This is a genomic window from Ruminococcus sp. 1001136sp1_2201st1_G3_2201SCRN_220225, from assembly GCF_040924365.1.
GTDB lineage: Bacteria > Bacillota > Clostridia > Lachnospirales > Lachnospiraceae > Blautia_A > Blautia_A faecis.
In genome coordinates, this window is record NZ_JBCOME010000043.1 from 1 (window position 1) to 19,912 (window position 19,912).

At 42.4% G+C, this 19,912-nt stretch carries 19 protein-coding genes; 16 read left to right on the forward strand and 3 right to left on the reverse strand.

Features of this window, described 5'->3' with window-relative positions:
- The first annotated feature begins 228 nt into the window (after window positions 1–228).
- The 13 genes from AB5642_RS13610 (at window position 229) to AB5642_RS13670 (ending at window position 12,843) form a co-directional block, all read left to right on the forward strand.
- Window positions 229–1,197, forward strand: coding sequence for a beta-ketoacyl-ACP synthase III (locus AB5642_RS13610; RefSeq protein WP_237925574.1), 969 nt, complete (start codon window positions 229–231; stop codon window positions 1,195–1,197).
- Window positions 1,198–1,479: 282 nt separating this feature from the next.
- On the forward strand, window positions 1,480–1,704 hold the full coding sequence (gene acpP, locus AB5642_RS13615; protein ID WP_118578781.1) for an acyl carrier protein: 225 nt from the start codon (window positions 1,480–1,482) through the stop codon (window positions 1,702–1,704).
- A 145-nt stretch (window positions 1,705–1,849) separates the two neighbouring features.
- Window positions 1,850–2,788 (forward strand): enoyl-[acyl-carrier-protein] reductase FabK, encoded by a 939-nt coding sequence (gene fabK, locus AB5642_RS13620; protein WP_118578783.1) that lies wholly within the window; start codon window positions 1,850–1,852, stop codon window positions 2,786–2,788.
- Entirely contained in the window at window positions 2,781–3,707 is a 927-nt protein-coding gene (gene fabD, locus AB5642_RS13625) for an ACP S-malonyltransferase (RefSeq protein ID WP_148462170.1), read from the forward strand. The genes fabK and fabD overlap by 8 nt, the downstream gene beginning before the upstream one ends.
- A gap of 148 nt (window positions 3,708–3,855) precedes the next feature.
- Window positions 3,856–4,596: a 3-oxoacyl-[acyl-carrier-protein] reductase gene (fabG, locus tag AB5642_RS13630; RefSeq protein ID WP_148462171.1), complete on the forward strand. Its 741-nt coding sequence runs from the start codon at window positions 3,856–3,858 to the stop codon at window positions 4,594–4,596.
- Window positions 4,593–5,831, forward strand: a complete 1,239-nt coding sequence (gene fabF / locus AB5642_RS13635; RefSeq protein WP_148462172.1) for a beta-ketoacyl-ACP synthase II — start codon at window positions 4,593–4,595, stop codon at window positions 5,829–5,831. The genes fabG and fabF overlap by 4 nt, the downstream gene beginning before the upstream one ends.
- A 106-nt stretch (window positions 5,832–5,937) precedes the next feature.
- Complete coding sequence (gene accB / locus AB5642_RS13640) at window positions 5,938–6,474, forward strand: acetyl-CoA carboxylase biotin carboxyl carrier protein (RefSeq protein WP_237925575.1); 537 nt, start codon at window positions 5,938–5,940, stop codon at window positions 6,472–6,474.
- A gap of 121 nt (window positions 6,475–6,595) precedes the next feature.
- A complete protein-coding gene (fabZ, locus tag AB5642_RS13645) occupies window positions 6,596–7,024 on the forward strand; it encodes a 3-hydroxyacyl-ACP dehydratase FabZ (protein WP_118578791.1) in 429 nt (142 codons plus the stop codon).
- A 36-nt stretch (window positions 7,025–7,060) separates the two neighbouring features.
- The gene (locus AB5642_RS13650; RefSeq protein ID WP_148462174.1) at window positions 7,061–8,425 is read left to right on the forward strand and encodes an acetyl-CoA carboxylase biotin carboxylase subunit; all 1,365 of its coding nucleotides are present in this window, start codon (window positions 7,061–7,063) and stop codon (window positions 8,423–8,425) included.
- Complete coding sequence (locus AB5642_RS13655; protein WP_227200600.1) at window positions 8,415–10,175, forward strand: acetyl-CoA carboxylase carboxyltransferase subunit alpha; 1,761 nt, start codon at window positions 8,415–8,417, stop codon at window positions 10,173–10,175. The genes AB5642_RS13650 and AB5642_RS13655 overlap by 11 nt, the downstream gene beginning before the upstream one ends.
- Before the next feature lie 99 nt (window positions 10,176–10,274).
- Entirely contained in the window at window positions 10,275–10,712 is a 438-nt protein-coding gene (locus AB5642_RS13660; protein ID WP_330382748.1) for a MarR family winged helix-turn-helix transcriptional regulator, read from the forward strand.
- A gap of 348 nt (window positions 10,713–11,060) precedes the next feature.
- The gene (locus AB5642_RS13665) at window positions 11,061–12,098 is read left to right on the forward strand and encodes an ABC transporter substrate-binding protein (protein ID WP_148462176.1); all 1,038 of its coding nucleotides are present in this window, start codon (window positions 11,061–11,063) and stop codon (window positions 12,096–12,098) included.
- Window positions 12,073–12,843 (forward strand): ABC transporter permease, encoded by a 771-nt coding sequence (locus AB5642_RS13670; RefSeq protein WP_148462177.1) that lies wholly within the window; start codon window positions 12,073–12,075, stop codon window positions 12,841–12,843. The genes AB5642_RS13665 and AB5642_RS13670 overlap by 26 nt, the downstream gene beginning before the upstream one ends.
- A gap of 97 nt (window positions 12,844–12,940) precedes the next feature.
- Here the strand turns inward: AB5642_RS13670 and nth are convergent, their stop codons facing one another.
- The 3 genes from nth to AB5642_RS13685 form a co-directional block, all read right to left on the reverse strand.
- Window positions 12,941–13,579 carry an endonuclease III gene (gene nth, locus AB5642_RS13675; RefSeq protein ID WP_187566123.1) on the reverse strand — a complete coding sequence of 213 codons (639 nt, stop codon included), beginning with the start codon at window positions 13,577–13,579 and terminating at the stop codon, window positions 12,941–12,943.
- 249 nt (window positions 13,580–13,828) lie between these two features.
- Window positions 13,829–16,087, reverse strand: a complete 2,259-nt coding sequence (locus tag AB5642_RS13680; protein WP_227200602.1) for a glycogen/starch/alpha-glucan phosphorylase — start codon at window positions 16,085–16,087, stop codon at window positions 13,829–13,831.
- 141 nt (window positions 16,088–16,228) lie between these two features.
- The gene (locus AB5642_RS13685) at window positions 16,229–17,125 is read right to left on the reverse strand and encodes an AraC family transcriptional regulator (protein ID WP_227200604.1); all 897 of its coding nucleotides are present in this window, start codon (window positions 17,123–17,125) and stop codon (window positions 16,229–16,231) included.
- A 370-nt stretch (window positions 17,126–17,495) separates the two neighbouring features.
- Here AB5642_RS13685 and AB5642_RS13690 point away from each other — a divergent pair, with 370 nt between their 5' ends.
- The 3 genes from AB5642_RS13690 to AB5642_RS13700 are packed head-to-tail and all read left to right on the forward strand — an operon-like array spanning window position 17,496 to window position 19,833.
- Entirely contained in the window at window positions 17,496–18,275 is a 780-nt protein-coding gene (locus AB5642_RS13690) for an HD domain-containing protein (protein ID WP_306797063.1), read from the forward strand.
- Window positions 18,269–18,835: a M48 family metallopeptidase gene (locus tag AB5642_RS13695; RefSeq protein ID WP_226836608.1), complete on the forward strand. Its 567-nt coding sequence runs from the start codon at window positions 18,269–18,271 to the stop codon at window positions 18,833–18,835. The genes AB5642_RS13690 and AB5642_RS13695 overlap by 7 nt, the downstream gene beginning before the upstream one ends.
- Window positions 18,835–19,833, forward strand: coding sequence for a glycoside hydrolase family 5 protein (locus AB5642_RS13700; protein ID WP_118578801.1), 999 nt, complete (start codon window positions 18,835–18,837; stop codon window positions 19,831–19,833). The genes AB5642_RS13695 and AB5642_RS13700 overlap by 1 nt, the downstream gene beginning before the upstream one ends.
- The last annotated feature ends 79 nt before the right edge of the window (window positions 19,834–19,912 follow it).

The window sequence follows — 19,912 nt, forward strand, 5'->3', positions numbered from 1 at the left end:
GATAATTCTACCTTTCTGATAATCGTTACCTCCATCTGTTGATGGAAGCATTATACTACATTGGGACATTTTCCTTTATGGTATATTAGGACATTATCATAAATGGTTCATAAAGTTTTGGTTTTGACAGTATTTTTTTATTGACAAAGTCCAAAAATGTGATATACTTTGATAATCAAACTATTTTAAATTAAAAATAAGAACTACACAACATACCTGGAGGGTATTATGGTTGGAAAAATAAAGGGAACCGGTTCCTACAGGCCGGTTCAGGTGTGGGACAATGACAAACTGTCCCACATGATGGATACAAGTGATGAGTGGATTCGTGGGCGAACCGGAATCGGTCAAAGACATATTGCAAGCGGTGGAGAGACTGTTGCTTATATGGCAGCTCGTGCGGCTGAGGAAGCTCTTTCAGATGCAGGAATGCGACCGGAAGAGATTGACTTGCTCCTGGTGTCTACCATGTCATCTGAAAGGATTATGCCATGTGCTGCCTGTGAAGTGCAGAAACTGATCGGTGCAGTGAACGCAGCCTGCTTTGATCTGAACGGTGCATGCACAGGATTTCTGTTGGCGTTGAATACAGCCCAGGCCTATCTGGGACAGCAGATTTATCGCAGGGCATTGGTAATTGGTTCTGAAACTCTTTCCCATTTTACAAACTGGAAGGACAGAAGTACCTGCGTATTGTTTGGCGATGGCGCCGGTGCGGTGGTGCTGGAAGCGGAAGAAAATGCAGTCTATACCCAGGCTGTTCATTCTATTGGAAGCAGAGGCGAAGCCCTTACCTGTGTCAGCCGCAATCAGCAGCAATTTATAGAAAAAGACGCAGATATTTCTTCAACTTACATGCAGATGGATGGAAAAGAAGTATTCAAATTTGCAGTTTCCAAAGTTCCGGAAGTGATTATGGAGGTTTTGGAAAAAGCAGGAAAAACAAAAGAAGAAATCCGCTTTTACATGCTTCATCAGGCGAATAAAAGAATCGTTGCTTCAGTGTCAAAACACATGAACGAACCTTTGGAAAAGTATCCGATGAATATAGAAAATCTGGGAAATACATCCTCCGCAAGCATTCCGCTTCTCCTGGATGAGTGGAATAAAAAAGGCAGATTAAATTCAGGAGACTGGATTATCCTTTCAGGATTTGGCGGTGGACTTACCTATGGAGCCAGCCTGCTTCAGTGGTAAAAATGTGTATCAGGGCTTTGAAAAATAAAACTATAGCAGATAAAAAAGCTGCTTTGCTCTGGAAATCAGGTAATTCAGGCTGATAAATACAGGTTGTTAGAGAGCGTTTTGAAAATCATTTCCGCAATCTGCGCGCCCTATTTTACAGTATATTTTGCAGAATGTCTTTTTCAAACACACTCTGGTCATATAAAGTGAACAGCAACCATGTAAAGCTTTGAATCATAAAAAGTTGAAAAATGGATTTGAAAATCTAAAAAACAAAATAAGGAGAACAAAAAAATGTTAGAAAAAATCAAAGAAATCGCAGCAGATTCATTAGGAGCAGACGTAAGTACAATGACAGCAGAAACATCTTTCAAAGAAGATCTCGGAGCAGATTCCCTTGATCTTTTTGAGATGGTAATGGCACTGGAGGAAGAGTTTGAGGTAGAGATTCCTACTGAAGATCTTGAGAATATTAAGACCATCGGTGATGTGGAAAGCTATCTTCAGAGTCGCCAGTAATTTGGAAATTTTGTATTCAGGCTTTGGCAGTATACATAAATAATAAGCCGGAATGTCAAGAAATATAAGTTGTTTACAGGATGATTCCGGCATGTATTTGCCATAGGTGGGCATGGTATAACGGAATTACAGAATGGAGAATTTCATGAAAACAGAAGTTACGGAATTACTTGGAATTGAATACCCGATCATTCAGGGCGGCATGGCCTGGGTGGCAGAATATCATCTGGCAGCAGCTGTTTCAGCAGCTGGCGGGCTGGGGCTGATTGGAGCCGCAAGCGCTCCTGCAGACTGGGTTCGTCAGCAGGTACGGGAGGTGAAAAAACTGACCGATAAACCTTTTGGTGTGAATATTATGCTGATGAGTCCATACGCAGATGAGATTGCACAGGTAATTGTGGAAGAAAAAGTTCCAGTGGTTACAACCGGTGCAGGAAACCCTGAGAAATACATGAAAATGTGGAAGGAAGCAGGAGTAAAGATCATTCCGGTTATTGCTTCTGTGGCTCACGCAAAGAGAATGGAGCGATGCGGAGCGGATGCCGTAGTGGCAGAAGGATGTGAATCCGGCGGCCATATCGGTGAGACAACCACAATGGTTCTGGTGCCTCAGGTCGTAGATGCAGTGAACATTCCGGTTATTGCAGCTGGTGGAATCGCAGACGGAAGAGGGATTGCAGCAGCCTTCATGCTTGGTGCAAAAGCCGTTCAGATGGGAACTCATTTTGTGGCAACCACAGAGTGCTGGGCACATCAGAATTACAAAGATATGATACTGAAAGCAAAGGACATTGATACAAAGGTAACCGGTCGTTCCACCGGTCATCCGGTACGTGCTCTCCGCAATCAGATGACAAAAGAATACTTGAAAAAAGAGGCAGAAGGAGTTCCGTTTGAGGAACTGGAGCAGATGACGCTTGGCAGCCTGCGCCGTGCTGTTGTAGACGGAGATGTGAAAATGGGAAGCGTTATGGCTGGTCAGAGTGCAGGACTTGTGAAGGAGCAGATGAGCTGTCAGGAACTGATCAGAAAGTTGGTAAAAGAGACGGATGCGTTGTTGAAAGGAACTGGAATTTATGAGTAAGATCGCATTTCTTTTCCCTGGACAGGGAGCACAGAAGGCTGGAATGGGACAGGATTTTTATGAAAAGTATCCCTCTGCCAGACAGGTTTTTGACCAGGCAAGTCAATGGCTTTCTCTGGATATGAAAGCTCTTTGCTTTGAAAAAAATGACAGATTAAACCTTACGGAATATACGCAGGCAGCACTGGTAACCACCTGTCTTGCAATGGAAAAAGTGGTGGAGGAGTGTGGGCTTCATCCGGATATAACTGCCGGATTAAGCCTTGGAGAGTACTGTGCCATTGCTGTTTCAGGTGGAATGAGTGTGAAAGATGCCATAGTAACTGTGCGAAAAAGAGGAATCCTTATGGAACACGCAGTGCCGGCAGGAGAAGGCTCTATGGCAGCTGTTATAGGTCTTGATGCAGATAAGATCCAGAACGCAATTGCAGGAACAAAGGCTGAAATTGCCAATTATAACTGCCCTGGACAGATTGTTATCACAGGACCAAAACCTGCTGTAGAAGAAGCTTCTGTGAAGCTGAAAGAAGCCGGTGCAAGACGTGTACTTTCCCTTGCAGTAAGTGGCCCTTTTCATTCCTCTTTGCTTCAAAATGCAGGAAAAGAACTGGAAAAAGAACTGTCAAAAGTAGAGCTTTCCGGTCTGAAGATTCCTTATGTGACCAATGTGACCGCCCAGTATGTGACAGACATCAGCGAGACAAAAAATCTTCTTGCAAGGCAGATTTCTTCCTCTGTTCTCTGGCAGCAGAGTGTGGAAAAGATGATTCAGGAGGGTGTGGATACTTTCGTAGAAATTGGTCCCGGAAAGACTTTGGCTGGTTTTATGAAGAAAATAGCGCCGGAAATGAAGACCTATAATATTCAGAATGTGGAAGATCTTGAACAGATTTCAGATCTTATACACAGTAGAAAATAAGACCAAAAACAGTTAATTAAAATAATACAGGTATTATCAGAAGCAGCCGATACGGAGAAATTCAGAAGTGGTTAACAAAGGAAAAGTTAATGTTTGTCGTGCTGGAAAAATATGATATTCACCTGACTTTACAGGAGTAAAACAAGGAATGAATGCAGAAAAAAAGATTGCAGTTGTAACAGGTGCTTCCCGTGGAATCGGAAGAGCGATTGCTCTTGAGCTTGCTGCTAAGGGAGCATTTGTAGTTATAAATTATAATGGTTCAAAAGAAAAAGCGGAGGCAGTGAAAGCTGAGATTATTGCTGCCAGAGGTGCGGCTGAAACCAGTCAGTGCAACGTATCTGACTTTGATGCCTGCGGTGCTTTTATTAAAGAAACAGTAAAAAAATATGGACAGATAGATATCTTGGTGAATAACGCAGGAATTACAAAAGACGGGCTTCTGATGGCAATGAGTGAGGATGATTTCTGCAGGGTTATAGATACAAATCTTAAAGGAACTTTTAACTGCATTCATCATGTGGCCAGACAGATGTTGAAGCAGAAAAGCGGACGCATTGTAAATATGGCATCCATTGTTGGCATCGGCGGAAACCCCGGACAGGCTAATTATGCAGCCTCAAAAGCAGGTGTGATCGGTCTCACAAAGACTGCAGCAAAGGAACTTGCATCAAGAGGAATTACCGTAAATGCCGTTGCTCCTGGCTTTATCAGAACGGACATGACAGATGTACTTTCTGATAAGGTAAAAGAAGAAACCTTGAAGAATATTCCTATGGGAACTTATGGTGAACCGGAGGATGTAGCCAAGGCAGTAGCATTCCTGGCATCACCGGAAGCCAGATATATTACAGGGCAGGTTTTGTGCGTAGATGGAGGAATGTTATGAGTAAAAGACGTGTAGTGGTGACTGGACTTGGAGCAGTAACACCTGTGGGAAATAATGTGCAGGCCTTCTGGGAAAGTGTAAAAACAGGCAAAATAGGAATCGGAGAAATTACCAGATTTGATACTGCAGATTTTAAGGTGAAGCTTGCGGCAGAAGTAAAAGATTTTAATGCAAAAGATTATATGGATTTCAAATCTGCCAAACGAATGGAACTGTTTTCCCAATATGCAGTGGCTGCAGCAAAGGAGGCTATGGCAGATGCAGGAATTGAAATGGGAAAAGAAGATCCTTTCCGTGTTGGAGTGATCGTGGGATCCGGAATTGGGAGCCTTCAGGCAATGGAATCTGCAGATCAGAGACTGATCCAGCGCGGACCATCCAAGGTTGACCCTCTTCTTGTTCCCAAAATGATCAGCAATATGGCCGCTGGAAACGTATCCATTGCTCTTGGTGCAAGGGGAAAATGCACCAACGTAGTGACTGCCTGTGCGTCTGGAACACATTGTATCGGAGATGCATTTCGTGCAATCCAGTATGGTGATGCAGAGGTTATGATCGCAGGGGGAACGGAAGGTGCGATCAGCCCGGTTGGTGTGGCTGGATTCACGAATCTGACCGCCCTTAGCACCAGTCAGGATCCATATCGTGCGTCCATTCCATTCGATAAAGAAAGAGGCGGTTTCGTAATTGGAGAAGGAGCCGGAGTTGTTGTTCTGGAGGAACTTGAGCATGCAAAAGCACGTGGTGCGAAGATCTATGCTGAGGTAGTGGGATATGGCGCAACTGCCGATGCCTACCACATTACGTCTCCGATTGAAGACGGCAGCGGAGCGGCGCATGCTATGACGGATGCCATGAAAGAAGCTGGTGTACAACCTGAAGAAATCGACTACATTAATGCGCACGGAACCGGTACACATCACAACGATCTCTTTGAGACAAGAGCCATTAAAGCAGCACTTGGAGATGCGGCAAAGAAGGTAAAAATCAATTCTACTAAATCTATGATCGGACATCTTTTAGGAGCCGCCGGAGGTGTGGAAGCTGTTGTCTGTGTGAAGTCTATTGAGGAAGGGTTTATTCATCAGACTGTAGGCACAAAGGAGACAGAAGAAGAGTTGGATCTCGATTATTGTATCGGCGGACCAACACGGCAGGAAGTAAATTATGCTATGAGCAATTCTCTTGGATTTGGTGGACATAACGCAGTACTTTTAATGAAAAAATACAGGTGAAAGCGAGTATTATCAGTTTGCGAAGCCTGTGCCTGTGAAGGTACTGAAAAGATATATTTAAAGTATGAATTGCTGTAGAAATTGCTGTAAATAAGGAGAAAAAATCATGGAATTTGAACAAATATTAAAGTTGGTCGACCATGTATCAGCTTCTCATCTGGAGTCTTTCTGCTATGAAGGTGATGGAGTGAAACTGACTTTAAATAATAAAATTGCACCTGTGATCATACCTGGAACCATGCAAAATAACATATTATCTGGTGCTGAAACAGGAGAAAAAGGTTTCGTATATGGAGAAAAGTATAGCATTTCAGAACAGGCTCCAGATAGAAAAATGGCGGATAAAGAACTTTCTGCAAGTGAGAAAAAACAGGCTTCAGATACAATGATTTCCAACGGAGAACCAACAGGAAATACTGTGAAATCTCCTCTGGTAGGAACATTCTATGCAGCTCCATCTGAGGATGCTCCTGCCTTTGTAAAAGTGGGAGATATAGTAAAAAAAGGACAGATTCTTGCTATTGTAGAAGCTATGAAACTGATGAACGATATTGAAAGCGATTTTGATGGAGAAGTTGCAGAAATTCTGGTTGAAAACGGTCAGCCTGTAGAGTATGGACAGCCGTTATTTGTAATCCGTTGATATAGAAAGAAGCTAAATTTTATAATATCCATGTTAAAAGGTCAGAATCCCTTTTGACACGCAGACCATTTTATCAAAAATAGGATAAATACATTTGTTTTTCAATGAAATAGGAGCAGATATGAATCACTTAAATATAAAACAAATTGAGGAAATCCTTCCTCATCGTCACCCGTTCCTTTTGGTTGACTACATCGAAGATTATGAACCGGGAGAATTTGCTGTTGGCTATAAATGTGTCACATTCCGGGAGGATTTTTTTAAAGGACATTTTCCCCAGGAGCCGGTAATGCCAGGCGTTCTGATCGTGGAGGCACTGGCACAGACAGGTGCGGTCGCGATTCTTTCCAAGCCTGAAAACAAAGGCAGGATTGCTTACTTTGGCGGCATTGATAAGTGCCGGTTTAAAGGGAAAGTTCAGCCTGGAGATAAGCTAAAACTGGAAATGAAAGTCATGAAACAGAAAGGGCCTATGGGTGTTGGAGAGGCTGTGGCAACTGTGGATGGAAAGGTTGTAGTGAAAGCGGAACTTACTTTTATGGTGGGCTAGATAGATATATATAACGATACTCGGAAGGGTGAAATTATGATCAGAAAGTTATTAATTGCCAATCGCGGAGAAATTGCCGTAAGGATCATCCGCGCCTGTCGGGAAATGGGAATAGAAGCAGTTGCAGTGTATTCTGAGGCAGACAAAGAAAGCCTGCATACGCAGCTTGCAGACGAAGCCATCTGTATTGGACCGGGACCTTCTGTTAAAAGTTATCTGAATATGGAAAGTATTATCAGTGCCGCCATAGTATCCGGTGCAGATGCAATACATCCTGGATTTGGCTTCTTATCTGAAAATGCCAGATTTGCCCAGATTTGTGAGCAGTGCGGCATCACTTTTGTGGGACCTCCATCACAGGTAATCCAGAATCTGGGAAACAAACAGATTGCCAGAAATACCATGGAAGCAGCAGGAGTTCCAGTAATCCCCGGCACTACAAAAGCTATTCTGGATGTGGAAACAGGAGCAAGAGAGGCCAGTCAGATTGGCTATCCGGTCATCATAAAAGCAGCTCTTGGAGGCGGTGGAAAAGGTATGAGAACTGCCTTCTCTCCGGAGGACTTTGAACTGGCATTTCTTACAGCCCAGAAGGAATCTCAGATCGCATTTGGAGATGGAACCATGTATATCGAGCATTTTGTGGAACATCCCAGACATATTGAATTTCAGATCCTTGCAGACAGTCATGGAAATGTAGTACACCTTGGAGAAAGGGACTGTTCGATTCAGCGAAATCATCAGAAAATGATTGAAGAATCTCCTTCTATGGCAGTGTCAGAAGAGCTGCGGAAAGAGATGGGAATTGCAGCAGTAAAAGCGGCGAAAGCAGCACATTATGTAAATGCCGGAACTATTGAATTTCTCCTTGAAAAGACAGGGAAATTTTATTTTATGGAGATGAATACCCGTATTCAGGTTGAGCATCCTGTGACAGAATGGGTTACCGGTCTGGATCTGGTTAAGGAGCAGTTAAGGATTGCTTCCGGGGAAGCTCTGCCTTTTTCCCAGGAAGATATTCATATTCAGGGACATGCTATAGAATGTCGTATTAATGCCGAAAATCCATGGAAAAATTTTCGCCCGTCACCTGGAACAATCACGGATCTTCATCTTCCCGGAGGCCAAGGAATCCGGGTAGATACAGGAATTTACAATGGTTATCAGATTCCACCGTATTATGATTCCATGCTTGCAAAGCTGATCGTACACGGCAATAACCGTGAGGAAGCAATTGCAAAAATGAAAAGCGCTCTGGGAGAAATGATCATTCAGGGTGTTGATACAAATGTAGACTATCAGTTTGAAATTATGAACGATCCGGACTATCAGAAAGGTGTATTTGATATCGGCTTTCTGGAGAGTCATCAGATCGGAGGAGTGAAGGTAAATGAAGCTTAGATATGCCTTTAAACGTACAATTGCAAACAAATCTGCAGGTGCAGATAAAGAACTGAAACCAGAAGTGCCGGATGGTATGCTGAAGAAATGCAATGCCTGCAAGGCCGCTGTATTTGTAGATGAGGTGAAAAAGAATGCCTATATCTGTCCGCATTGCGGTAATTATTTCCGTGTTCATGCAAGGAGAAGAATCGAAATGCTGGCAGATGAAGGAACCTTTGAAGAGTGGGATAAGGTAATGTCAATAAGTAATCCTTTGTCCTATAAAGGGTACGAAGAGAAGGTAAAAAAGCTTCAGGAAAAGACAAACCTGGACGAAGCAATTGTCACAGGAAAGGCAAAAATAGGCGGAATATCTGTAGTGCTTGGAGTGTGTGACAGCCGTTTTCTCATGGCTAGTATGGGAGAAAATGTGGGAGAAAAAATTGCCAGAGCAGTAGAAAGGGCAACACAGGAACGTCTGCCTGTAGTGCTTTTTGCCTGCTCAGGAGGTGCCAGAATGCAGGAAGGAATTGTATCCCTGATGCAGATGGCAAAGACTTCCGCAGCTTTAAAAAGACACAGCGATTCCGGGCTTCTTTATATCAGTGTCCTTACGAATCCAACTACCGGTGGTGTGACAGCAAGCTTTGCCATGTTGGGAGATATTATCCTGGCAGAACCAGGTGCATTAATTGGTTTTGCAGGTCCCAGAGTGATAGAACAAACGATCCGGCAGAAGCTTCCTAAAGGATTTCAGAGTTCAGAATTTCTGTTGGAACATGGATTTATTGATCAGATTGCAGAACGAAAGAACATGAAAGAAACACTGGCCAGACTCTTGAAAATGCATTGTAAAAATGATTGTGCGGAAAGTCTGGAAGGACAGGAAAATGCAGAGAAGATTTCAGAAAAAAAATCTGATTCAGCTGACGGCATGTCTGTAAACAACAAATTAAATGTGGATTTTACGACGAAAATCACAGCAAAAAAATCTGCCTGGGAGCATGTTTCTCTTGCACGAAGCAAAGAACGCCCAACAGGAAAAGATTATCTTCCCTGGCTGTTTGATTACTTTATAGAGCTTCATGGAGATAGACTTTTTGGCGATGATCCGGCTCTGATTGGCGGTATTGCATACCTTGCAGGAAAGCCTGTAACTGTGATCGCCCAGGAAAAAGGAAATGGTACAAAAGAGAATATTGCCCATAATTTTGGCATGGTTTCTCCGGAAGGCTACCGAAAATCCCTGCGTCTTATGAAGCAGGCAGAAAAATTCCACAGACCAGTGATCTGCCTTGTGGATACACCCGGGGCGTTTTGTGGACTGGAGGCGGAAGAACGGGGCCAGGGAGAGGCAATTGCCCGAAATCTGTATGAGCTCTCCAGCCTTAAAGTTCCGGTGCTTTCTATTGTAATTGGAGAAGGTGGCAGCGGTGGGGCCCTTGCTCTTGCCGCAGGTGATCAGGTCTGGATGATGGAGAATTCCATTTATTCAATTCTTTCCCCAGAAGGCTTTGCATCTATTTTGTGGAAAGACAGCACACGGGCAAAGGAAGCCGCAGAAGTAATGAAGCTGACAGCCGTAGATCTGAAGGACCTTGGAATTATTGAGCAGGTAATCCCTGAGAATCAGCCTCTTACCAGAGAAAATATGGCAGATACCATGGAAGAGTTGAAAAACAGAATAGAAGAATTCCTGGAAACTTATCAGTTGCTTGATCCGGAAAAATTACTGAATAAGCGCTATAAGCGTTTTCGAAATTTGTAAAATTGTAGAAAAACATATCAAATTGTGATATACTTACCGTAAATATTTGCTTGAATGTTTTATAGAAAATAATGTTGTCACATTATAGGAGAGAAAAGAGTGGAGAACAGGGAAGTTATTAATGATGTACTGGTACATCTGTTTAACGAGATTATGGAGCTGGAAGAGCAGGCAATCATTACGGAAGAATATAAGGATATCACGAATAATGATATGCATATTATTGAAGCTGTAGGCCTTGGTGGGAACAAAATGTCCGACATTGCGGCCAAACTGAATATCACCGTAGGTTCCCTGACTACTTCCATGAACAGCCTTGTAAAAAAGGGATACGCCACAAGGGAGCGAAGTGAGCAGGATCGCCGTGTGGTATTTATCCATCTCACCCTGAAAGGAAGAAAGGCATATCATCACCATGCGGAATTTCACCGCAAAATGACAGATGCAGTGCTTGATGTACTGGACGAGAAGGAAGCGCTTGTCCTTGCCAAGGCCCTGGACAGTCTGACCCTTTTCTTCAGGCAGTATAAAGCATGATATGGGTAGAACCGGATTATTTTGACTGTGACGAAACTGAATTTCTCTTTTTCCTGAATTCCATGTTTTGATCTGGATAATGATTATGACGCATATAGTTTGACTATAAATCCAAGAGACAAATATCTGACTGCTGTAGCAGTATAGTTTCTATTACGGTTACTGTTCACTCCGTTCACAGTAACACGCTTCGCGATGCACAGAAATCATGCTTTGCATGATTTCGCGCCGCAACTCTCGGGTTTTCTGTGAACTTTGTTCACAAAAAACACCTCGCGGAATGTTACCAGTGAACAGTAACCTATTACGAACTGATGGGATCAGGTAAAGATCCGGAAAGGACATTCTATGAAGAGAAGAGCATTATCATGGTTTATGGCCGCTGCACTTGGTGTTGGAACAATGGCTGGAGGTATTGGAAGCGCAAATATTGTATTGGCAGAAGAACAGAAGGAAGAAACGGAAGCGGCAGATGAGACATCAGAAGAGCCGGCTGATGAGACGGATTCAGACAGTTCTGTAATGAAAATTGGGGCACTGAAGGGTCCTACTGCAATGGGAATGGCACAGCTTCTGGACGATGAGAATTACGAGTTTTCCCTTGCTGCATCTCCAGATGAAATTGTCCCAATGATCGTTCAGGGACAGGTAGATGTAGCAGCTGTTCCATCCAATTTAGCCTCCGTTTTATATCAGAAAACAGATAAAAACGTCAGCGTTCTGGCAGTAAATACTCTTGGTGTTCTTTATCTGGTGGAGAATGGTGATTCCATCCAGTCTGTAGATGATTTAAAGGGAAAAACGATCTATGCCAGTGGTAAAGGTGCGACTCCGGAGTATGCGTTAAACTCTGTTCTGAAGTCTAATGGACTGGATCCGGAGAAGGATGTGACCATTGAGTACAAGTCTGAGCATGCAGAGGTTGTAGCAGCGCTTGCAGAAGACCAGACAGCAGTTGGACTTCTTCCACAGCCTTTTGTAACCACTGCACTTATGAAGAATGAGAACCTTCGTGTGGCCCTTGACCTGAATGAGCTTTGGGAGTCTTCTGCAACAGATGGAAGCAGGCTGGTAACAGGTGTTGTAATTGCCAGAAATGATTATCTGAAAGAGCATGAAGCAGATATTGATGCGTTTATGGATGCATATAAGGACTCTGTAGAATTTGTAAATTCTGATACAGAAGCAGCTGCCCAGATCATTGGAAACCATGATATTATTCCGGCAGAAGTTGCAGCAAAAGCCATTCCGGAATGCAGTATTGTATTCATGGAGGGCGACGAAATGCAGACCATTCTTTCCGGCTATCTGAACACACTAAATGAGCAGAATCCGGAAACAATCGGAGGTCAGTTACCAGATGAGGACTTCTATTATAAACGCTGATAAGGCAAAAAAATATCGGATATTTTATAAAATTGTGGCAGCTGCTGTATGGATTATGGTATGGCAGCTGACCAGTATGTGGCTGAAACAGGAGATCCTTCTGGCATCTCCTGTTTCTGTTATAAAGAGACTTACCGAATTGATTGTAATGGGAGATTTCTGGAAATCTGTGGTGTTCAGTTTCGTAAGGATTATACTGGGATTTTCTCTGGCTTTGATCCTGGGAACGGTTCTGGCGGCGCTTTCTTCTGCTTTTTTTGCTGTGGAAGTGCTGATGGAGCCATTGATCATGGTGATAAAAGCTACGCCAGTTGCTTCTTTTATCATTCTGTGCCTGATTTGGATCCCATCCAGAAACTTATCCGTTTTTATTTCGTTTCTCATGGTTTTTCCAGTGGTATATACAAATATTCTGGAAGGAATCAGGCAGACGGACAAACAGCTTCTGGAGATGGCAGATTCCTTTGGAGCGGGAGTGGGAAAAAAATTACAATTTATCTATCTTTCCCAGGTTATGCCATATGCAGTTACTGCCTGTAAACTGGGACTTGGTCTCTGTTGGAAAGCGGGAATTGCGGCTGAAGTAATCGGCATTCCTGCTGGTTCCATCGGTGAAAAATTATACAAAGCCAAGGTGTATCTGGAGACACCAGACCTGTTTGCATGGACAATTGTCATTATTGCAGTGAGTGTGGGATTTGAGAAGATTTTTATGTTTGCGTTGAGAAGAAGTGTGGGAGAATAACCGTAAAAGGAAGCATTTTCGAGAAAATATCCGGGCGAAAATGCTTCCTTTTTATAGGGAGCTTTAAAACCTGCATATCCTGCAGAAAGCCTTTGCTTTAGTCTACTCCGTTTTTTGCGCAGATATCAGCGAGACAGCATCTGTCGCAATAAGGCCTGGTTCTGGCAGTACAGACTTCCCGTCCGTGGTTTACCAGGCGGTGACAGAAGTCATTTCCCTCTTCCGGCGGAATGATTTTCCACAGTGCCATTTCAACTTTCTTAGGATCCTTGATTCCATCCACAAGGCCAATCCGGTTGGTGAGACGAATGCAGTGTGTATCAGTGACAATAGCTGGTTTACCGAATACATCGCCCATGATCAGATTGGCACTTTTGCGTCCTACACCAGGGAGGGCGAGAAGAGCGTCAAAGTCACATGGAACATTGTCATGGTATTTTTCATGCAGGATTTTCATGCATGCGCTGATGTCTCTGGCTTTACTTTTTCCCAGTCCGCAAGGCTTTACAATCGCTTCAATTTCTTCAGGGGTAGCTGCTGCAAGTGCGGCTACGTCCGGATATCTGGCATACAGATCCTGCACTACAACATTGACTCTGGCATCTGTACACTGTGCTGCCAGCCGTACGCTAACCAACAGTTTCCAGGCTTCATCGTAATCAAGAGTGCAATCTGCCAGGGGGTATTCTTTCTTTAATCGATCTATCACTTCAAGAGCGAGTTCTTCCTTTGTCATTTTGTAAAATCCTTTCATGAATGATGTATTCATTGTAATTGGAAATCCTCGATTTTGCAAGTTTATGCTGCGCTATTTTGTATGAACTTAAGAAAAAGTTACTGGTCACGGAGTGACCAGTAATGGGAAAAAAATCACTGTTGACTCTGCAGACAGTAACAAAAAAAGTAGTACTTCAGAGTGAAAATGTGAATATTGTTATAAAAAAATCCCGCGACAGCTATATATACTGCCACGGGATGGACTTTTTTAGTTTAAATGCCAGATATCTTTATTATACTGCTCAATGGTTCTGTCAGAAGAGAAGAATCCGGCTTCTCCCATATTTACGAGCATTTTCTTTGCCCAGCTGTTGCGGTCTTCATAATCCGCAAATACCTGATCTTTAACTTTAATATAATCTTTGAGATCCAGCAAAGTCATAAACCAGTCTTTATTCAAAAGCTCGTTATAGAAGTTTCTCAGATGTTCCTCTTTACCAAGCTTCAGCATCGGCTCGCTGACAATAAAATCTACATACTTTTTAATATCAGCATCTCCCTCATAAATTGCTCTGGAATTGTAATCCATCTTCTCATAATGCTTGATAATTTCATCACTGGACTCACCAAAGATATAAATATTATCCTTGCCAACCAGATCGCTGATCTCAACATTTGCTCCGTCCATAGTACCAAGAGTAATAGCACCATTCAGCATAAACTTCATGTTTCCGGTACCGCTTGCCTCCTTGGAAGCCAGGGAAATCTGCTCGGAAATATCGCAGGCAGGGATCAGTTTTTCAGCAGCACTTACATTGTAGTTTTCCACCATAACAAGCTTCATATAAGGTGCTACGTCCGGATCATTCTGAATCAGGGTTTCCAGAGTCAGAAGCAGATGAATGATATCTTTTGCAATGTAATAAGCAGGAGCTGCTTTTGCACCAAAGATGAAAGTAATCGGTCTTTCCGGTTTCTTTCCGTCTTTGATTTCCAGATACTTATAAATAATATAAAGAGCATTTAACTGCTGACGTTTATACTCATGAAGTCTCTTGATCTGGATATCAAAAACACTGTTTTCATCAATCTCGATGCCAGTATTTTCCAGAACAAAATCCTTGCAGATCTTCTTTGCATTTGTCTTGATCTCAAGCAGCTGATCCAGAACCTTCTGGTCATCTTTGTAAGCCAGAAGCTTTTTCAGTTCATCGGCATCTTTCTTATAACCCTCTCCAATAAGTGAAGAAATAAACTTGGTCAGTGGCTGGTTGCAATACATTAACCAGCGGCGGAAAGTAATACCATTGGTCTTATTATTGAATTTTTCAGGATAAATTTCATAAAACTGATGCAGCTCGGAGTTCTTCAGAATCTCTGTATGAAGGGCTGCAACACCATTGATTGAGAAGCCATAATGAATGTCCATATGTGCCATATGAACCAGATTATTGCTGTCAATAATAGCAAGATTTTCAGCCGGATATTTGGCTTTTACTTTTTCATCCAGCTTGCGGATGATCGGAACCAGCTGTGGAACAATGTCTTCCAGATAATGGATTGGCCATTTTTCAAGTGCCTCAGCCAGAATTGTATGATTGGTATATGCACATACATGGGAAACGATTTCAGCAGCTTCATCAAAGTCAATTCCACGCTCACCAAGAAGGCGGATGAACTCAGGAATGATCATACTTGGGTGAGTGTCGTTGATCTGAACGACAGCATAATCAGCCAGATCATGAAGGTTGCTTCCCTTGGAAACTGCCTCATCCAGAATCAGCTGAGCGGCATTGCTGACCATGAAATACTGCTGGTAAACACGAAGCTTACGTCCATCTTCATCACTGTCATCCGGATACAGGAACAGTGTCAGATTGTGGAGAATATCCTTTTTGTTAAAGGTAATTCCATCATGAACCATGGACTCATCTGCCAGATCAATGTCAAAAAGGTTAAGGTGGATTGCTTTGTTTTCATAGCCTGCAACGTCAATACTATACATTGTAGATTTCAGGGAAAAACCTCTGAAAGGAACCATATAAGTTACGTCTGTAGCAGTCAGCCAGGAATCAGGAGTGATCCATGGATTCGGTACTTCATGCTGAAGATTGTCTTCAAAAACCTGTTTGAAAAGTCCGAGATGGTAATTCAGACCAATACCTTCTCCAGGAAGTCCAAGTGTTGCAATAGAATCCAGAAAACATGCAGCCAGACGTCCAAGACCACCATTTCCAAGAGATGGTTCTGGCTCAACGGACTCAATTTCTGCAAGAGATTTGCCATTTTTTTTCAGAAATTCTGCAACCTCATCGTAGATTCCAAGATTGATCAGATTGTTGGAAAGAAGTTTACCAATGAGAAATTCGGCAGAAATATAGTAAATTTTTTTCTTACCATCGTGATAGCCTTTTGCAGCTAACTGCTCTTTTGTATAGGTGAGAAGTGCTTCGTATACTTCCTGGTCGGTACATGCTGCGCAGTCTTTGTGGAACATGTTCTGGATCATAGTTTCTAAAGCTTTCATAATTATTTTCTCCTTTCGAGAGCGTGTGAATGATGCTCGTCTGAAATCCACCAGTATGCCTGATGCCGTGGACATCACCTTTGTTCGATGGTGTTATATTAGCATATGCATCTCTTAGAAAAATACAACAAAACTGTTCTGTTATGACATTTTTTTGCGGAATTTGTGAGGGGACAGCTGATTGGCTTCCTGAAATTTTTTTATAAAATAACTGGTATTGTTAAAACCTACATCTAGAGCAATGTCCGTCACAGATGCATCTGTATGCAAAAGCAGGGACTTTGCCTTTTCAAGTCTGTAGTCATTCAGGTAGGCTGCTGCTGTTTTTCCGGTATACTGTTTGAACAGCTTCATAAAATAGAATTCACTGTAATTGGAAAGACCGGACAGTTCCTTTACAGACAGAGGCTCACGGTAATGGGCACTGATATAGTCCAGGACCTTTTTTACAGATAAAAGATTCCTGTTCTGTTCGGCATCTGTAGTAATGATGTAATTTCCTGCCAGCATTTCATAAAAAAGCCCATAGAAAAGTCCTTTCAGCTTCATATAATAGAAGGGCGGTTTTTCCTTGTGGCATTTATGGATCTCGCGGAAAAGATGGAAAATATTATTATAATTTTCATTGGCAGGAGTGATCAGATGGGTGAATTCTGCCCGGTTCTCCATAAGCAGGGAGATTACTTTTTCCTGACAGAGATCCCCTGCAGGACCCGCCAGAAAGCTAAGGTCAAACACCACGCTTCTGTAATATAAAATATGTCTGGAATCTGACTTGATTCCATGCAGAACACCGCTGTTGACAATGAGAAGATCTCCCTCTTTCAGACGCAGTGTTTCCCGGTTAAGCCTTGCAAGCCCGTTTCCCTTGTCAATACAGATGATCTCCATTTCTTTATGCCAGTGGTTGTATAAGGAGCGGAAAATCTCACAATTATCTGTATAAGTTTCTACTGGCAGCTCAAAAGAACCATGGGTTTCAAGCTCCTTCATGGTTTCGTCTACGTTTGGTGAAATATCAGGTATTTTATCTGCCATGGCATCCTCCCTGAAAATGAGTATTATCCACAAGCTTCACGAAGCATGCAGAATTGTGTTATCTATGAACTTTGTTCACAAAAACGCCTCGCGGAACGTTACCAGTGAACCGTAACGAAATGTAAACAATAGCGAAATTTGTTTGCTTATAATTAATATATGTTATCATTGTCTTGTATTATACGTTATGCGTCAAACCTTCGCAAGTCTGTAGAAATTTTCGAAAATCTGACGCTTTTATTGGAAAAGAAAACCAGGTGGTTTATAATAAGGATTAAAAGAGCTGCTGTTCAGTATCTGCACATTGACAAAAGCGGTTACTTAATATTCGCTCTGGATGTGCAAAAGATACAGCGGAAAGGAAGGCATTTTGAAGATAGATTTTAAACATGCAAGAGGCGTTTTCGAGGATTATTTAAATGGATATGACAGAGAAGATGAAAAGATAAAATTAAAAATCATTCACACATATGGGGTGGTAAAAAGTGCTCGTGAAATTGGTCACAGAATGCATTTGAATGAGGAAGACCAACAGCTTGCGGAGCTTATTGCCCTGCTTCACGATATTGGAAGATTCCAACAGCTTCGTCTTTATAACAGCTTTTCACCGGACACTATGGATCACGCTGCATTCGGTGTACAACTGTTATTTGAGGGAGAAAATCCGATGATCAGCAGATTCATAGAAGACCGAAGCTATGATGAGCTCATTCGCGTGGCAATTGCCAGACACAGTGATTTCAGGCTGGAAGGAATTCAGGACGAAAGAACTCTTTTCCACGCAAAAATGATCCGCGATGCAGACAAGCTGGACAATTGCAGAGTGAAGCTGGTGGATTCTGTGGAGGCTATGATCGGTGTCCCTCAGGAGCATGCCGGAGAGGGCAAAATATCTCCAAAGGTATGGGAATCCTGCCTGAGAAAAGAGGCAGTTTCATCTCCTGACCGGATTACGTCCGTAGATTACTGGGTGTCCTATGCAGCGCAGTATTATGACCTGAATTTTAAGGAAACATGGCAGATCATGAAAGAAAAGAATTATATTTCCAGGATTATAAAGCGGTTGGAATATAAGGATAAAGACACCAGAGAAAAGATGGAAATACTGGAGCAGCAGATGAACGCTTACATGGAGAAAATCCTATGCTGAGCTCTCAGATTTCTTACCAGATCATCCGCAGCAGCCGCAAAACCATGAGCCTGGAAATTAAGGCTGATGGCAGTGTTGTTGTACGCGCGCCTCTCCGTCTTTCCGAAGCAAAAATTCAGAAATTTGTGGAAGAAAAACAAGAATGGATCCTGAAAAATCTGGAAAAAATCCAGAAAAGAGATGCACAGAAGGAGAACGTACAAAAGCTGTCTGCCCTGGAAAGACAGCATCTGCAGAATAAAGCCTGCGTGGTAATTCCAAGGCGAGTGGCATATTATGCAGAAAAGTTAGGGGTAAGCTATGGGAAAATTACCCTGCGTCAACAGAAAACAAGATGGGGAAGCTGTGCCGCAAATGGAAAACTGAATTTTAACTGGCTGTTAATTCTGGCACCTCCTGAGGTGCTGGATTATGTGGTGGTCCATGAGCTTTGCCACCGTAGGGAAATGAATCATTCCCAGGCATTCTGGAAAGAAGTTGAGAAGATCCTTCCAGATTACCGGGAAAGACAAAAGTGGCTAAAAGACAACGGCTGGAGATTAATGGAGGAGGGTTTTTAATGAGAAAAAAAGGAAAAAAATGGTTCGGTTTGCTTATTGCAATCGTATTTTTATGTGCATTCTGTGTACCGGTAGCGGCTGCGTCCAAGCTTCCCAGATTACAGGTAAAAGGCACACAGCTTGTAAACAGCAGTGGGAAAAAAGTACAGCTTAGAGGTATCAGCACCCATGGTCTGTCCTGGTATCCAGAGTATGTAAATCAAAGTGCATTTACTTTTATGAAGAAAAACTGGAAGGTAAATGCAGTGCGTCTTGCCATGTATACTGCTGAATATAACGGCTATTGTACCGGGGATGCATCCAATCGGCGTAAGCTGGAAGCGTGTATTGATAACGGTGTAAAATATGCCACAAATGCAGGTATGTATGTGATTATTGACTGGCATATTTTAAGTGATGGAAACCCTCAGCAAAATCAGAAAGAAGCTTTGAAGTTTTTCAAAAAAATGGCAAAAAAATACAAAAATAATACCAATGTGATCTACGAAATCTGTAATGAGCCAAATGGAGGAACATCCTGGAGTACAATAAAAAAATACGCTGAAAAGATTATAAAAGGTATCCGCACCTATGACAAAAAAGCTGTGATTCTGGTAGGAACGCCCAACTGGTCACAGGATGTAGATCAGGCTGCGCTTTCCCCGGTTAGTAAGAAATACAGGAAAAACGTAATGTACACCCTGCACTTTTACGCAGCAACACATAAGGAATGGCTGAGAGATAAAGCACAGGCTGCCCTTGATAAAGGACTGCCGTTATTTGTATCCGAGTTTAGTATCTGTGATGCTTCTGGAAATGGTGGACTTGATAAAGCTGAAGCAAAAAAGTGGCTGACTTTCCTGGATAAAAACAATATCAGCTATATGGCATGGAGCCTGTCAAATAAGGCAGAAAGCTCTGCATTTATAAAATCCGGCTGCAGTAATACAGGAAAATGGTCCTCAAAGAATCTGACAGCAGCAGGAAAATGGATTACAAACTGGTATAAAAAGAAATAAAAAGAACACATTGGAAAGTGTTTTTTTCTATAGTTTTGAGAATTTTGAGCAGTTGCAAATCAAAATATAAATGACGGAA

What these genes read in the sequence shown, in the direction of transcription:
- fabF (WP_148462172.1), top strand. Translation starts at nt 4,593, where the DNA reads ATGAGTAAAAGACGTGTAGTGGTGACTGGACTTGGAGCAGTAACACCT.
- AB5642_RS13650 (WP_148462174.1), top strand. Translation starts at nt 7,061, where the DNA reads ATGATCAGAAAGTTATTAATTGCCAATCGCGGAGAAATTGCCGTAAGG.
- fabG (WP_148462171.1), top strand. Translation starts at nt 3,856, where the DNA reads ATGAATGCAGAAAAAAAGATTGCAGTTGTAACAGGTGCTTCCCGTGGA.
- fabK (WP_118578783.1), top strand. Translation starts at nt 1,850, where the DNA reads ATGAAAACAGAAGTTACGGAATTACTTGGAATTGAATACCCGATCATT.
- AB5642_RS13685 (WP_227200604.1), bottom strand. Translation starts at nt 17,125, where the DNA reads ATGGCAGATAAAATACCTGATATTTCACCAAACGTAGACGAAACCATG.
- fabZ (WP_118578791.1), top strand. Translation starts at nt 6,596, where the DNA reads ATGAATCACTTAAATATAAAACAAATTGAGGAAATCCTTCCTCATCGT.
- AB5642_RS13680 (WP_227200602.1), bottom strand. Translation starts at nt 16,087, where the DNA reads ATGAAAGCTTTAGAAACTATGATCCAGAACATGTTCCACAAAGACTGC.
- accB (WP_237925575.1), top strand. Translation starts at nt 5,938, where the DNA reads ATGGAATTTGAACAAATATTAAAGTTGGTCGACCATGTATCAGCTTCT.
- nth (WP_187566123.1), bottom strand. Translation starts at nt 13,579, where the DNA reads ATGACAAAGGAAGAACTCGCTCTTGAAGTGATAGATCGATTAAAGAAA.
- AB5642_RS13670 (WP_148462177.1), top strand. Translation starts at nt 12,073, where the DNA reads ATGAGGACTTCTATTATAAACGCTGATAAGGCAAAAAAATATCGGATA.
- AB5642_RS13610 (WP_237925574.1), top strand. Translation starts at nt 229, where the DNA reads ATGGTTGGAAAAATAAAGGGAACCGGTTCCTACAGGCCGGTTCAGGTG.
- fabD (WP_148462170.1), top strand. Translation starts at nt 2,781, where the DNA reads ATGAGTAAGATCGCATTTCTTTTCCCTGGACAGGGAGCACAGAAGGCT.
- AB5642_RS13665 (WP_148462176.1), top strand. Translation starts at nt 11,061, where the DNA reads ATGAAGAGAAGAGCATTATCATGGTTTATGGCCGCTGCACTTGGTGTT.
- AB5642_RS13695 (WP_226836608.1), top strand. Translation starts at nt 18,269, where the DNA reads ATGCTGAGCTCTCAGATTTCTTACCAGATCATCCGCAGCAGCCGCAAA.
- AB5642_RS13700 (WP_118578801.1), top strand. Translation starts at nt 18,835, where the DNA reads ATGAGAAAAAAAGGAAAAAAATGGTTCGGTTTGCTTATTGCAATCGTA.
- AB5642_RS13655 (WP_227200600.1), top strand. Translation starts at nt 8,415, where the DNA reads ATGAAGCTTAGATATGCCTTTAAACGTACAATTGCAAACAAATCTGCA.
- acpP (WP_118578781.1), top strand. Translation starts at nt 1,480, where the DNA reads ATGTTAGAAAAAATCAAAGAAATCGCAGCAGATTCATTAGGAGCAGAC.